Origin of the sequence: Vulcanisaeta sp. JCM 14467 (assembly GCF_001316245.1) — an archaeon.
Taxonomy (GTDB): domain Archaea; phylum Thermoproteota; class Thermoprotei; order Thermoproteales; family Thermocladiaceae; genus Vulcanisaeta.
In genome coordinates this window covers 11,871-25,009 of the sequence record NZ_BBDM01000003.1, presented here as the reverse complement: position 1 = coordinate 25,009, position 13,139 = coordinate 11,871, and the positions used below count along the sequence as shown (strand labels likewise).

The 13,139-nt window shown below is 50.2% G+C and carries 16 protein-coding genes and 2 pseudogenes; 4 read left to right on the top strand and 14 right to left on the bottom strand.

All coding sequences use genetic code 11. The features are described 5' to 3' along the window. The first annotated feature begins 16 nt into the window (after nucleotides 1–16). Nucleotides 17–883, top strand: a complete 867-nt coding sequence (locus JCM14467_RS03855) for an amidohydrolase family protein (protein ID WP_252900637.1) — start codon at nucleotides 17–19, stop codon at nucleotides 881–883. After that, nucleotides 802–1,332: a dihydroorotase gene (locus JCM14467_RS15560; RefSeq protein ID WP_252900636.1), complete on the top strand. Its 531-nt coding sequence runs from the start codon at nucleotides 802–804 to the stop codon at nucleotides 1,330–1,332. Before JCM14467_RS03855 ends, JCM14467_RS15560 begins: the two co-directional genes overlap by 82 nt. 61 nt (nucleotides 1,333–1,393) lie before the next feature. On the opposite strand, the gene JCM14467_RS03850 is transcribed toward JCM14467_RS15560, so the two are convergent. The 13 genes and pseudogenes from JCM14467_RS03850 to JCM14467_RS15545 all read right to left on the bottom strand — a co-directional run bounded on the left by JCM14467_RS03850 (nucleotide 1,394) and on the right by JCM14467_RS15545 (nucleotide 11,791). After that, nucleotides 1,394–1,684 carry a hypothetical protein gene (locus JCM14467_RS03850; protein ID WP_054849230.1) on the bottom strand — a complete coding sequence of 97 codons (291 nt, stop codon included), beginning with the start codon at nucleotides 1,682–1,684 and terminating at the stop codon, nucleotides 1,394–1,396. Nucleotides 1,685–1,816: 132 nt separating this feature from the next. Beyond that, nucleotides 1,817–2,623, bottom strand: coding sequence for a MaoC/PaaZ C-terminal domain-containing protein (locus JCM14467_RS03845; RefSeq protein WP_054849229.1), 807 nt, complete (start codon nucleotides 2,621–2,623; stop codon nucleotides 1,817–1,819). Nucleotides 2,624–2,687: 64 nt separating this feature from the next. After that, nucleotides 2,688–2,873 (bottom strand): hypothetical protein, encoded by a 186-nt coding sequence (locus JCM14467_RS03840; protein ID WP_054849228.1) that lies wholly within the window; start codon nucleotides 2,871–2,873, stop codon nucleotides 2,688–2,690. Nucleotides 2,874–3,092: 219 nt separating this feature from the next. Further along, on the bottom strand, nucleotides 3,093–3,266 hold the full coding sequence (locus tag JCM14467_RS15555; protein ID WP_252900752.1) for a LysE family transporter: 174 nt from the start codon (nucleotides 3,264–3,266) through the stop codon (nucleotides 3,093–3,095). Nucleotides 3,267–3,316: 50 nt separating this feature from the next. Then, a complete protein-coding gene (locus tag JCM14467_RS03830) occupies nucleotides 3,317–3,547 on the bottom strand; it encodes a LysE family transporter (RefSeq protein ID WP_054849226.1) in 231 nt (76 codons plus the stop codon). 56 nt (nucleotides 3,548–3,603) lie between these two features. Continuing rightward, complete coding sequence (gene ppsA, locus JCM14467_RS03825) at nucleotides 3,604–6,036, bottom strand: phosphoenolpyruvate synthase (protein ID WP_054849225.1); 2,433 nt, start codon at nucleotides 6,034–6,036, stop codon at nucleotides 3,604–3,606. 318 nt (nucleotides 6,037–6,354) lie between these two features. Further along, a complete protein-coding gene (locus JCM14467_RS03820) occupies nucleotides 6,355–6,936 on the bottom strand; it encodes an anthranilate synthase component II (protein ID WP_054849224.1) in 582 nt (193 codons plus the stop codon). Then, a pseudogene (locus JCM14467_RS03815) lies at nucleotides 6,937–8,197 on the bottom strand (anthranilate synthase component I family protein). Further along, complete coding sequence (locus JCM14467_RS03810) at nucleotides 8,187–8,831, bottom strand: phosphoribosylanthranilate isomerase (RefSeq protein WP_054849223.1); 645 nt, start codon at nucleotides 8,829–8,831, stop codon at nucleotides 8,187–8,189. Before JCM14467_RS03810 ends, JCM14467_RS03815 begins: the two are co-directional and overlap by 11 nt. Next, nucleotides 8,828–9,838, bottom strand: coding sequence for an anthranilate phosphoribosyltransferase (gene trpD / locus JCM14467_RS03805; RefSeq protein WP_054849222.1), 1,011 nt, complete (start codon nucleotides 9,836–9,838; stop codon nucleotides 8,828–8,830). The genes JCM14467_RS03810 and trpD overlap by 4 nt, the downstream gene beginning before the upstream one ends. Continuing rightward, nucleotides 9,838–11,076 (bottom strand): annotated as a pseudogene (locus tag JCM14467_RS03800) (TrpB-like pyridoxal phosphate-dependent enzyme). Before JCM14467_RS03800 ends, trpD begins: the two are co-directional and overlap by 1 nt. Next, complete coding sequence (locus tag JCM14467_RS15550; protein WP_252900751.1) at nucleotides 11,073–11,351, bottom strand: tryptophan synthase subunit alpha; 279 nt, start codon at nucleotides 11,349–11,351, stop codon at nucleotides 11,073–11,075. The pseudogene JCM14467_RS03800 and the gene JCM14467_RS15550 overlap by 4 nt, the downstream one beginning before the upstream one ends. 8 nt (nucleotides 11,352–11,359) lie before the next feature. Continuing rightward, the gene (locus JCM14467_RS15545) at nucleotides 11,360–11,791 is read right to left on the bottom strand and encodes a tryptophan synthase subunit alpha (RefSeq protein ID WP_252900635.1); all 432 of its coding nucleotides are present in this window, start codon (nucleotides 11,789–11,791) and stop codon (nucleotides 11,360–11,362) included. A 235-nt stretch (nucleotides 11,792–12,026) separates the two neighbouring features. Here JCM14467_RS15545 and JCM14467_RS15540 point away from each other — a divergent pair, with 235 nt between their 5' ends. Both JCM14467_RS15540 and JCM14467_RS15535 read left to right on the top strand, forming a co-directional pair. Continuing rightward, a complete protein-coding gene (locus tag JCM14467_RS15540) occupies nucleotides 12,027–12,221 on the top strand; it encodes a hypothetical protein (protein ID WP_252900634.1) in 195 nt (64 codons plus the stop codon). Then, entirely contained in the window at nucleotides 12,218–12,691 is a 474-nt protein-coding gene (locus JCM14467_RS15535; RefSeq protein WP_252900633.1) for a hypothetical protein, read from the top strand. Before JCM14467_RS15540 ends, JCM14467_RS15535 begins: the two co-directional genes overlap by 4 nt. Here the strand turns inward: JCM14467_RS15535 and JCM14467_RS03785 are convergent. Further along, nucleotides 12,671–13,111 (bottom strand): 2-oxoacid:acceptor oxidoreductase family protein, encoded by a 441-nt coding sequence (locus tag JCM14467_RS03785; protein ID WP_054849221.1) that lies wholly within the window; start codon nucleotides 13,109–13,111, stop codon nucleotides 12,671–12,673. The two genes, JCM14467_RS15535 and JCM14467_RS03785, sit on opposite strands and share 21 nt — an antisense overlap. Nucleotides 13,112–13,139: the final 28 nt, after the last annotated feature.

The following is a 13,139-nucleotide window of genomic DNA, read 5'->3' as shown; positions in this document are numbered from 1 at the left end:
TAATAATTACTCATTAATGGGCGTCTCTAAGGTCGACTTATTAATTAGGGCTAGGGCCTACGTGAGGGGTAGCGTTAAGGAGACCTACATAGGCATTACGGGCAGTGAAATATCATACGTGGGTAACGAGCCCATTGAGACGGGGAACAAACTCGAATTACCAAGCCAGTACCTCCTACTTCCAGGTTTCGTGGATATTCACGTTCATTTCAGGGACTTCGAACTATCCTACAAGGAGGACGCCATCAGCGGGACACAGGCTGCACTAGCTGGTGGTTACGTGGCCGTTGGCGACATGCCAAACACAAGACCTCCAATAAAGACTGTCGAGTTGCTGAGGAGGAAGATCGATGAATTTAGTAGGAAAACAAACCTACACATCAGGCATTACTTCGGCGCTCCCCAAGACCCATCAGTACTTAAGGATGCGCTAAGCAATGGAGCCTATGCCGTTGGTGAGGTACTTCCTGAGGAGGTTCTTGAGTATGGTGGTGATCAATATCTCGAGTCCCTATTCAGGGAGGCAGCTAGGGTTGGGATACCAGTAATAATGCATTGCGAGGACCCATTAATCATTAATCAATACAGTGGCCCAAGGGGCTTTGAACATCATAACGTAATTAGGAACCCAAAGGCTGAGTTGGCCTGTATTCACAACATTATTAAGTTGGTGTATAGGTACGGCACCAGGGTCCACGTAACGCACCTAACCCTTCCCCAATCAATTAATGCAATTAGGCTGAGTGGGCTCGACATAACCTTCGACGTAACCCCACACCACATGCTCCTGAGCCAGGAGGAATGCCTTGCCAGGCTGAGAAGCCGGGTTACTGCAAGGTTAATCCACCACTTAGGGACGAGGTCACGAGGAGGGAGTTACTGACAATGTTCGTTAGGGGCGAGATACCAATAGTGGCCAGTGACCATGCACCACACGCAGATTGGGAGAAGGATAAGTCATACGACGACGCGCCACCTGGTATTGTTGGTCTCGAGACTACGGCACCCTTATTACTCACGCTGTGGCGTCGTGGGTTTGTTGACCTTGGAACCGTGATGAGGGCCATCCAGGAGAGACCAGCCAAGTTCCTTGGACTCACAGCTGGGATTAGGCAGGGCTCATGCGCAGACCTGGCAATAGTAAACACCAAGGCCAGGCATAGGATAGAACCTGAGAAGTTTAGGTCAAAGGCTAAGTTCTCACCATTTAAGGGCTTTGAGGTCGATGTTGCCGTAGTAGCGACAATACTCCACGGCAGGTTAGCATACCTCAGTGAGGAGTACATTGATGATGCCACTAGGAAATCGTTGGAGAGTTTATTGGCGCATTAATCCGTAGCAATACATAAATTAAAATCATTTATCATGAATTAACTGCCTCGTATCAATCTCCCTAACTTACGGGCCTTATATTGAGAATTTCAACGTCATCCAACGGCATTATCCCGTACTTGTCCCTGACCTCCCCTGGTATTGTGAATTGCCTACTAGCCGTATGCCTAGTCCTGAGTAAAAGCACACCACTCAGTGTGATTACCCTATCATTGTGCCTAATGGTTATGTCAGCATACCTAGCCCACTCAATACCAAGCATTCTAACGAGCTTCGCCGGTAATAGTACCTGGTTATTAATGTATATCTTTGTTTTGTATGGAAGCCCATTGACGGGCTTGGGGCCTGGCATTTAAGCCCTAAATTCAATCCCTAAATAAAAGGCCTTCGTTAAAGATGCCAAAGAGAGATTGATGGATTAAGTCAATATATTTGGGGAATAGATTGTAGATAATATCAATTTCTAATCCTAAATAATTCATTTTTATTGCCTCCATATGGATACCCATGGTGAGTACTCCCTCCTGTATATGGCTATTTTCCTCACCACCTCAGCAACCTCAGTCCTCATCATGTCCTTATACAACCTCGTTCTCACAGTAACCACGCCAAACCTCTGGTCACTACCACCCTCAACATCCAACACCTCACTCACAGCATGGAGAGTATCTCCATGAAACACGGGTACCTTCAACCTAGGCTCAGTAATCCCAAGGTCCGCCGCAATATTCATAGTCAAGTCCATTGATGATAAGCCACAGGCAAGACCAACAATGAACGACCCCTGCACAACGGGCCTACCATAATCGTGGTAAAGCATGTACTCCTCATCAAAGTGCAAGGTCGCCGTGTTCATTGATAATACTGTGCTTAACACATTGTCAAACTCATAAACAGTCCTACCAAGCCTATGAACAATAACCTCGCCAGGTCTGAAGTCCTCAAGGAATCTACCTAGCCAAGGCTCGTGACCCAATTGCATGGTTGAGATTAATGAGTAGTCAATGGGTCTCGAACCACCGACTGGCTTAATCTCAACCTTACTAACCGGTTCATTCCTTAAGAACTTGAGCCATGGGGACTCATCACGCTTGTATACCAGGTTGCTCCTCCTAACCTCATAAACCAACTCACCTCTTTGATTATACGCCCTATGAACCCAGGTCACAATACCCACATTAGGCCTGCTCCTGGACCCGCGCTTATCCACCACCTCAGACTCAACACATATCGTGTCCCCTGGATACACCGGTTTTACCAATTTCTCATAGTCAATGCCCAGGAAGGCCATGGTATTTATACTCGTGTCCCTAGTGGCAATGCCAATTACTAGGATAGTAAGAACCTTGGGTTCATTACAATACCGCCAAAGTCAGTCCTGGAGCGTACTCACGGTCCAGGTAAAGCGGTGTGTAATCTAGGGTTAATGAGGACCAGAGGACGTTGTCGAAGAACTCCACAGTCCTACAGGGCCTATGCCTAACCACTGAACCAACGACGAAGTCCTCGAAGAACGGGCCAAAATAACCAGAGGAAACCATCACTTAATTCATGCGGAACTATTATTCAGTGTTATGCTGCGGCAATTCCTCATCACAATAGGGATTTTGTGATTGAGACTATCATTGATATGCCGAAGTAGGCTATGGCGATCGCCAGCGCAATAAGCAAGGCCCTGTATACCGAAACCCTTACCCTACTCATGGAGCCAAGTGACGCGATTAACGTCAGCCACGCATAGTCAAGCCACACGTGCGAAGCTACAGTACCCCTATACCCACTAGGTACATTGATTGGAATGCCTCCATTATCAATGGCGTGCCAACACCAATCCACCACGCGATGAAGTACGGGTTGAATAGGGACAGGGCGGCGCCGGTCGCTATTGCCGAGCCATACCTCGGCGCATCATTTACATTAAAGCTGCCCCTCAGGGCATCCCTCAGCGTTAGGTAGGCGAAGAAGAGTAGGAAGGCACCGCCTATTATGCCGAAGGCGTGTTTACGGTGGGTATTTGAAACACGTAGTGTAGTCCATACGCTATTGCGAGCACTAACGGGAATTCCACGATCATGTGCCCAACAGCCTCATTAAAGCCCGCTCTCCAACCTGCGCGTGCACCGAGACTAGCCGCTGACGCGGTTAGTGGACCCGGCGCAAGCGCTCCCGAAGCGCTTATCACAATCACCCTAACTATAAAGTCGGGACCAAGCACTAATTAGATTAGGTAGTCCCTGCTTTTAAGTATTTAGTCTCTATTCGTCCTAACGCTCATCCCTTAAAGACCCTACTCAATATTTCGTTAAACTCCTCATCAGGACCCCTCGGCATGAGCTTACCCCTCAACTCACGCAACTCCTCGAGAATTATCTTCCTCTCTATCGAGTCTATGAGAAGCCTAGTGGATATCACGGCATCTGGGTTCACGGACACGTAGTCAATGCCGGCCCTAACGAGGAACTCCGTAATCTCTGGGTAAACCGATGGCGCCTGCCCACATATGCCCACGCTCTTATTCATTGCATGGGCCCTCCTAATTATCTCGTACATAGCCCTCAGTACCGCCGGCTCCCTCTCATCAAAGTACCTCGGGTTTTGCCTAACCAGTATGTCGTTATCCCTATCCACGCCCATGACTAACTGCGTGAGGTCATTACTACCTATTGAGAAGCCATCAACGTACTTTGCAAAGTCCTCGACTAGTAGGGCTATGCTCGGTATCTCGGCCATGGCATACACCTTGAAGTCCCTATCCCTCTCGAGACCCTCATCACTGAGTATCTCCATGAACTTCTCCAACTCCCATGGAGCCCTGACGAATGGCGCCATTACGTGGACATTCGTCAGGTTCATCTCCTCCCTAACCTTCTTAATCGCCTTAACCTCAAGCCTGAAGGCCTTCTCATAATCCCTGCTTATGTACCTGGAAACACCCCTCCAACCAAGCATTGGATTCCTCTCCTCGGGCTCGAACTTCTCACCACCCGTCAACTGCCTATACTCATTACTCTTAAAGTCGCTGAACCTAACAATTACGGGCCTCGGGTATATTGCCTTGGCAACATACGCCACGCCCTCAGCAAGCCTATTCACGAACTTCTCCTCATTACCAATACTGACCAGGTAGAGTGGATGGTCGCCGATGTAGCTTGATAGTACGAACTCGATCCTCATGAGACCAATGCCATCGAAGGGCAGGTCCTTATACTCATCAATCTTCTCAGGCACGCCAAGGTTCATGTAAACCCCAGTCGCGGTCCTTATTGACCTGTAAATGTGGAGTATTATCTCATTACCGCTGGGTGCCGCCACCTGCACCTCCTTAGCCACCTTCGCCTTACCCACAAGCTCCTCAACCTCACCCTCATAAACCACGCCGTGAATCGCATCCACCGTGTATACCTCGCCGTCCTTAAGCACCTTGGTCGCATTCCCAGTCCCAACAATGGCCGGTATACCCAACTCCCTTGACACTATGGCCGCGTGGCTCGTCATACCACCCTCATCGGTTATTATTGCCGAGGCAATTTTCATGTATGGGACCCAGTCAGGGTTCGTTATCCTTGTCACCAGTATGTCGCCCTTACCCATCTTAGCCCTGGCCTCCTCAGGTGTTAGGCAAATCCTGACCCTACCCACGGCAATTCCCGGGCTGGCCGCAATGCCCTTGACCACGGCTCTGCCAATAGCCGCGTCGGTCTCAGTAACTGCCTTAGCCTTACTGGTGCTATGCACGGTCTCGGGCCTCATCTGAACTACGTATATGCTTCCAGAGTCTGAATCGAGGGTCCACTCAACGTCCAGTGGATAGCCAATGCGCTTCTCAAGCTCAATACCAATCCTCGCCAGGGCCAGAACCTCCTCATCACTTAATGAAGGCTTCTCCACAAGGTCTGTGGGGACCTCGACGACCTTCGTGAGCCCAGCATCATCCCTGATAATCATCACACTCTTTCTAGACACGGTCCTGTCCTTAATTACGAGTCTTTCCTTATCCACGACCCACCTGTCCGGCGTCACCATACCGCCAACCACAGCCTCGCCAAGTCCCCAGGAGGCCTCTATAACGACTTCATTACTATCGCCAGTCACTGGGTTTATCGTGAACATCACGCCAGCGGCCTTACTATTGACCAGCTTCTGAACCACCACGGCCATGTGAGCAACGTCATGCGGTATATCCTTCTCATCCCTATACGCCAACGCCCTGGCATTATACGTACTAGCCCACACGTGCTTGACGTATTTAATGACATTCTCAACACCCCTAACGTTTAGGTACGTGTCCTGTTGACCAGCGAAACTCGCGGTCCTCAGGTCCTCGGCACTGGCGCTGGACCTAACGGCCACCGCCACGGCATCGGTATTGAAGGGCTTGCTCAACTCGGTGTAAGCCCTAGCTATCTCGTCGTATAGATCCTTCGGTATTTCTGTATTGAGTATTAACTCCTTAATCCTCCTCTCCGCCTCCTCGTACTCCTCAGGCTTACCCTCACTAATGACCTCCTCAATTATGTTGAGAACCCTATCCCTAAGCTTACTCGCCGTCATGAAGTAGTCAAAGGCCTCTGTGGTTATTACGAAGCCTGGCGGTACGGGCACGCCCATCAGCATTAATCTGTTTAGGTTTGCGCCCTTACCGCCGAGTATTGATGGGTCTTTAACCTCTTCATTAAGCCATACTATGAATTTATAATTCGCCACGTGGGGTTCGTACCATGACGACTTAAATAATTTAGTAAGAATAAATAATTATTATAATTTTAAAAATCGACCTTTGTTAATCAATGCTCTGCCTAAGTAATGCTCAAGCCTAAGGATCTATATCGCTAGAGATGCAGTACTTGCGCCAATGGTTACGTCTTCCCAAGCTTATAGAGAATGAGGGAAGTCTTACTACTAATGTCGCACTTTAATGATGTATTGGGAATAGGATTATTTCGTAGCTTTTTACGTCATTTTCATCCATGCCTTAACAGCCCAGTTATTGGCTACGGCATTCATTAAGCATCATAGGTGGGCTTAGGAAAGTTTAAGGAAGTTCTTAAGAATGTCCTTACCAACAGGCGTACCAATGCTTTCTGGGTGGAATTGAACACCAAATATTGGGTAATCCCTATGCTGTATCGCCATCACCTCATTATCATCCTCCGAGACCGCCGTTACAATAAGCTCGCCAGGCACATCATCAATGACCAGGCTGTGGTACCTCATGCCCTCGAACCTATCTGGTAGTCCATGGAAGATCGGTGATGGTTTAATCACCTTAATCATGCTCGTCTTACCATGCTTAATAGTCCTAGCCCTCCTAACCCTAGCCCCAAAGACCACACCAATCAGTTGGTGGCCAAGGCAAACACCCAGGATTGGCACCCTACCCCTGAAGTACTGAATAACCTCCCTGGAAACACCCACATCCCTAGGATTAAGCGGGTTGCCAGGCCCCGGCGATATTATTATGCCATCAGGCCTTAGTCTCTCGATGACTCTGACCGTGACCTCATCATTCCTAAAGACCAGGGGCCTAGCCCCAAGCTCACCCACGTACTGGGCTATGTTGTAGGTGAAGGAGTCGTAATTATCTATTATGACCACCAGGTCCATTCACACCACCCCCATGGCAATCTTAAGGCTACCCAGCTTATGCTCCGTCTCCTGAAACTCAAGCTCGGGCACTGAGTCATACACAATACCGGCTCCAGCCTGTATCCTAGCCGTGCCACCCATTAGGAATAATGTCCTAATCATTATCGCAAACTCACCCCCACCACCATGCATCAACCCAATTACCCCCGCGTACGGACCCCTGGTCTCGCCCTCGTACTTCGCTATTAACTCCATGGCCCTGGGCTTGGGCGCACCACTCACGGTACCTGCGGGGAAGGTTGCGAATAGGGCGTCAACAATGTCATTGCCACGCTCCAGGACTCCCTCAACCCTCGAGACCAGGTGTTGGACGCTCTGGTACTTCTCAATGGCATACAGCTCCTTAACCCTCACAGTGCCGAACTTGCAGACCCTGCCGATGTCGTTTCTAGCTAGGTCAACTAGCATCACGTGCTCGGCCTTATCCTTAATGCTATTGATCAACTCCTCCTCAAGTCTCAAATCATCGATTGGTCCCTACCCCTCGGCCTAGTACCGGCTATTGGGTGCGTCTCAGCCTATCACCATCAACCTTAACCAGCAATTCTGGGCTGGTCCCAACTATGTACTTGTCCCTAAACCTGGCAATGTACATGTATGGTGATGGGTTTAGGTCCGCAAGTCTCATGTATAGGTGCATGGCATCACCCTTCACGGAATAGTCCTCATACCTAGACAGGACTATTTGGAAGATCTCACCATTCCTAATATCCTCGAGCGACGCCTCAACCCACCTAATGAAGTCCTCCCTCCTGGTACCACCAACCCTGCTAATCACCTCGAAATCATCGATATCCGTGGAGACGCCGCTGGGTAATTCACCCTTCACGTAGCCCCTACCAAGTAGGTTGTCGTAAATGACCACATTGCCTGGTATGAAGAACTCGGCAATGGGCCATTGAGGCTTCCTCAGGTAATTCCTTAGGTAAGGCTCCATGTGGACCACGGCCTCGTAGGATAAATAACCAAGAGCCAAGTCACCACTCTCAAACCTACCCAATCTCCTAACCAAACCCTTTAGCTCACCGTAAAGGTCACCATCCCAATCAACCACCAGGTGCTCCGAAGCGCCCCACGCAACTATCGTGTACCTAGACCTCTCTGGAAAGCCAGGACCACTCTCGAGGAGCACCACGAAGTCCTCACCGGACTTAAGTAGGTGGTTCGTGAGGTCCCTAGGCCTTGGCAGGTACTGTATTGGGACCTTCCTAACTGCCATGCCTAACCACCTCCGCAACCCTCCTCACTAACTCCTCATCCTTAACGCCCGGACCCCTCTCAACGCCTGAGCTGACGTCGATTAGGTATGGCCTATAACTCATCACGACAACCACATTGCTTGGGTTAATACCACCGGCAATACCGACCTTGGGTAATGAGCTTGCCCTCCTAATCACGTTAAGTGGTAGCTTGAGGCCATACTCATACCTATTAAAGCCCACCTTGGGCGCGTCTATGAGTACGTACTCAACATAATCGCTGGACGCGAGTTTGGCTGCCTTCTCAATTATTGATTCATCACCCACGTAGGTGAGTACTGGCGCCAGCCTAATCCCGAGACGGTTAAGTAGGTCTATGGCCTCACCATTGAGTTCAGGGTCTCCGTGATACTGGAGAACGTCGAAACCCAGGTCGCTGGCTAGTTTAATGGCCTCAGTAATCCCAAGACCCTCAACAACGCCGACGGTCTTAATGCCCTTGACAGACCTAATAATGTCCCTGGCAACATCCTTACTCACCAGCCTTGGCGTTGGGATTGATGAGTGTATTATCACGCCAATGTAGTCAGCATATTTACTAATCATGACTGCATCCCTATTGTTTGTGACCCCGCAAACCTTGAGTAGCGTCATGACCTGCTCACCCTGGCCAACTCATTGACGTAACTCCAGAAGCCATCATCTAGCCCTGACTCCACGTACTCAACACCATCCCTTGGATCCTTAACCACGCCAGCTACGTATAGGGTGTAGGCGGTGTTGGCGATTATGAAGTCCCTGGCAGCCCTGTCCTCGCCAGAAATGGCTCGCCTAACCTTCTCAATACTATCCAGTGGGCTTGAGACCCTAACCTCATCAATCCTATGCGTGCCAAGCCCAAGGTCCCTGGGCTCTATGGAGTACTTATCCACATCACCCCTCCTAACCTCAATGATCATGGTCCTACCGAATACCGATACCTCATCAATCCCTGGCTCACCGTGCACCAACACGGCATGTTCATAACCAAGTAATGCTGCTGCCTCCGCCATCCTCTCCATCAGTGATGCATCGGCAACGCCGATTAACTGTCTCGTTAGTAATGCAGGGTTTGCCAGTGGGCCGACTAGGTTGAATATTGTCCTAATGCCAAGCTTCTTCCTGATGGGCATCACATTCTTCATAGCTGGGTGGTACGCAGGTGCGAAGGCGAAGGTGAATCGGTGATTAACTGCCATCTCCGCGGCCTTATTTGGTTGTATGTTTATGTTGAAGCCCAGGGCCTCGAGGAAGTCCGCACTGCCCGATGTTGATGAGACGCTTCTATTACCGTGCTTAATCACGCGGGCTCCCAGGTAAGCCGCTATTAATGCGGCTGCCGTGGATACGTTAAGGGTTCCAAAACCATCACCTCCCGTGCCCGCCGTGTCCACGTACTTGCCCCTATCGTCTATTGGTATTTTAATGCAGAAGTCCCTGAGCGCCCTTGCAAAGCCCGCGATCTCGCTTGATGCCTCGCCCCTGACCCTAAGGCCCATTAGCACGGCGGCCGACAATGCATCGTCAATGCTTACGAGCATTCCCTTGGCAACCTCATACGCCTCATCAACACTTAAGGCGAGTCCCCTAGCTATCTTCTCAAGGATCTCCTTCACACCCATCACCCCACACTACTGTATGCATCAACATCGAGTAGGCCATGGCCCGATAGGTTGAAGAGTATGACCGAGTCCCTCGGCATTTTCCTGGCCTCATCAATCACGGCCTTAATGGCGTGGGCTGACTCAGGCGCTGGTATTATGCCCTCGGCCCTGGCGAAAAGCTAGCCGCCTCCATAATCTCCTCCTGCCCATAGGCCCTCGCCTCGACGAGACCCTCCCTAACCAGTAATGACAGGCTGGCGCTGCGCCGTGGTACCTAAGCCCAGCTGCGTGTGTTGGTGGTGGTACGTAGTCGTGACCCAGCGTCAACATCTTAACCATTGGCAGCAACCCTCCTGTGTCGGGGAAGTCATACATGTACCTGCCACTGGTCAGCTTAGGCGCCGCCTTCGACTCAACGGCCAGGAACCTAGTCCTCTCGAAACCCTCACCCCTCAACTTAGCACCAAGCATTGGGAATGAGAAGCCACTGAAGTTACTACCGCCACCCACACAACCAATGACCAGGTCGGGCTCCTCAGGCATTTGTTGGAGGACCTCCTGCCCAATGACGGTCTGGTGGAGTATTACGAAGCCAAGCACACTACCCGGTATGTACTTCCTACCCTCACCCATTAACGTGAACTCAATGGCCTCTGTAATGGCTAGACCAAGGCTACCTGGGTGGTCAGGCCTAGCCTTAAGCGCTCCCTGCCATACTTAGTCAACTCACTTGGGCTTGGGTAGACCTCGGCTCCGTAAGTCCTCATGAATAGGACCCTCTGCTTCTTATTGAAGTATGAGTTCCTCGTCATGAATACCGTGGCCTTAACACCCAATAAAGCAGCGGCCAGAGACACGGCTAAGCCCCACTGACCGGCGCCCGTCTCCGTAACCACCTCCTTGGCCCCATCCTTAATGGCGTAGTAGACCTGCGGTATTGCCGTGTTCAACTTATGGGAACCAGTCGGTAATGCGCCCTCGAACTTATAGTAAATCCTAACCCCGTTACCCAGTGCCTTCTCGAGACCGTAAGCCCTCCTGAAGGGTGTTGGCCTACCCATTCTCTCGTAAAGCTCCCTAACCTCATCGGGTATCGGCACGTACCTAAGCGGCGTGAATTCCTGGTCGATCAACTCACTGGGTAGTATCCTCATGAGGAGGGCGATCCTCGAGTCTGCCTCGTATGGATCGATCGGCGGTGGTAGTGGCTTTGGCAGGTCAACATTTATGTTATACCAGTAGTGCGGCACCATCATGGCAAACCACCCCTGAGCCTTGTCAGGAATTCCATGCATGACCTTTGATCACCCAACTTATCCACGAGTGCCGTGCCCACGACAACCGCGTCAGCCCCAGCACTGATTACAAACTTAACCATCTCCGGCGTGTTTATTGCGAAGCCAGCGACCAGGGTTACGCCATCAACCAACTTCCTAACCTCCCTAACATTCCTCTCTATGTAGAGCGGCAGCTTGATGCCCGTGGCCGCGTATAGGCCTAGGTAGATGAATAATGGCTCATACCTAACCAGCGCGCTAATTAACCTATGCGGCGTATTGCTTGAGACGAAGAACGTGGCCTAAGCGAGTAGTCTCTCATCACGTTCACGTAGGTCTCGAGCATGTCCAGGTGCTCGAACAATAAGTCGGGGAATAATACCGAGGATGCACCAACTTCACTAGCCGTTTCAGCAACTAGTCCCAGGTTATTTACGTAATCCTCCACGTAACCCATCAATATGGTTGGCACATCACCGTATTTAGCCACCTTAACGGCATCTAAGCCCTTGAGCTCAGCTTCAAAGTGAGTCCTCCTTATTACCGGCCCATCATACTTAGGATTTAACGTCGGTATACCAACCTCGAGGAAGTCTGAGACGCTTGATAGGCATTTCACTGTATCTAGGAAGGTTTCTTTATTTGGGTAGGTAGCCGTTATGTACGTGCCCAGGCCCGGCCTCCTTATGACCATTGGGGCATGGAATTCACCAATGGACCTACCAATGACCTCTTTAAAAGCTTTATGTACACCTCAATCATTAATAATTACCCTCGATCAACAAATATATACTTATCAGTGTTAATATATAGGTTAGGAAATACTTATATTTAGCCCCTCGACTTCCACGCCGTGGACTTCCTAAGCATTATTGGCGAGTTAACGAGGAAGCGCGTCGAGGCCCTTAGTCGATGCTAGGGCTCCAAGCATGGTTAAGGCAATCGAAAGGCGTAACTCAGAGGGTTACCTGGCACTCATCGCCGAGTACAAGAGGGCTAGCCCGAGCGGTGTCATTAGGCTTGACCTGGACCCATGGACATACTTCAACCACATAAGCCAGTACGCCACAGGCTTCAGCGTCCTTGTTGAGCCATTCTACTTCCTTGCTCGCCAATATTTGTGAAGGTTGCCCTAACCTACGGTAAGCCAGTGCTGTATAAGGACTTCGTGATTAGTAAGGAGCAGGTCAGGGAGGCCAGGGAATTAGGCGTGAGCTCAGTACTATTAATCAAGAGGCTCCTGGGTGATTCATTATGGGAGCTTGCGGATTACGCCATGAGCCTTGGGCTGGAGCCGCTTATTGAAGTTGATAATGAGGAAGATGCCGTGGAGGTCGTTAATACTAACCCAAACGTAATGCTTGGGATTAACTCCAGGGATTTAGGCAACCTATCCGTATCCCTGGATAGGGCCGTCTCGATTATTAGGGCAGTCAGGGGCAAGGCCGGCATAATCATTGCGGAGAGTGGTGTTAAGGGCATTGATGATGCCTCAAGACTTGCCAGGGAAGGAGCCAACGCGGTGCTAGTGGGTACGGCGTTAATGAGGAATATGGAATTGGCTAGGGGATTATCAAGCGTTGCCATTAAGTAACGCGTTGATTATTAGATTGACTACGTGCATTGCATAATCAGCGCCCGCCCTCCTTAACTCATTAAGGTTAATGCTCATGACCTCTCCGTTAACATCCCCCACATACTTCGTCACCAACTCCCTACTTGGGGCGTTCACAATTAACTTCTTGGCACTTAATGCCTCCCGGCCATCCTTAATCAGTCTAACGTCAAAGAACACGGCAATTTCGGGACTAGTCACAGGACCCCTAACGTGTATTGGCTCCTTCGAAACCCTAACATGCACCTTCGCAATGGTCTCCCTACGCTCCGGATCATACTCTGGGTAGGAAATCACGTAAAATCCCCGCTTGATCAGGCTTTGAACCAGTTGATCGGCCACTACGTGTATTCCATCCCCGCTTTTACCATAAAATATTATTTCATGTACCTCGGGCATACGATTTCACTGATATTCTAGATTTAAT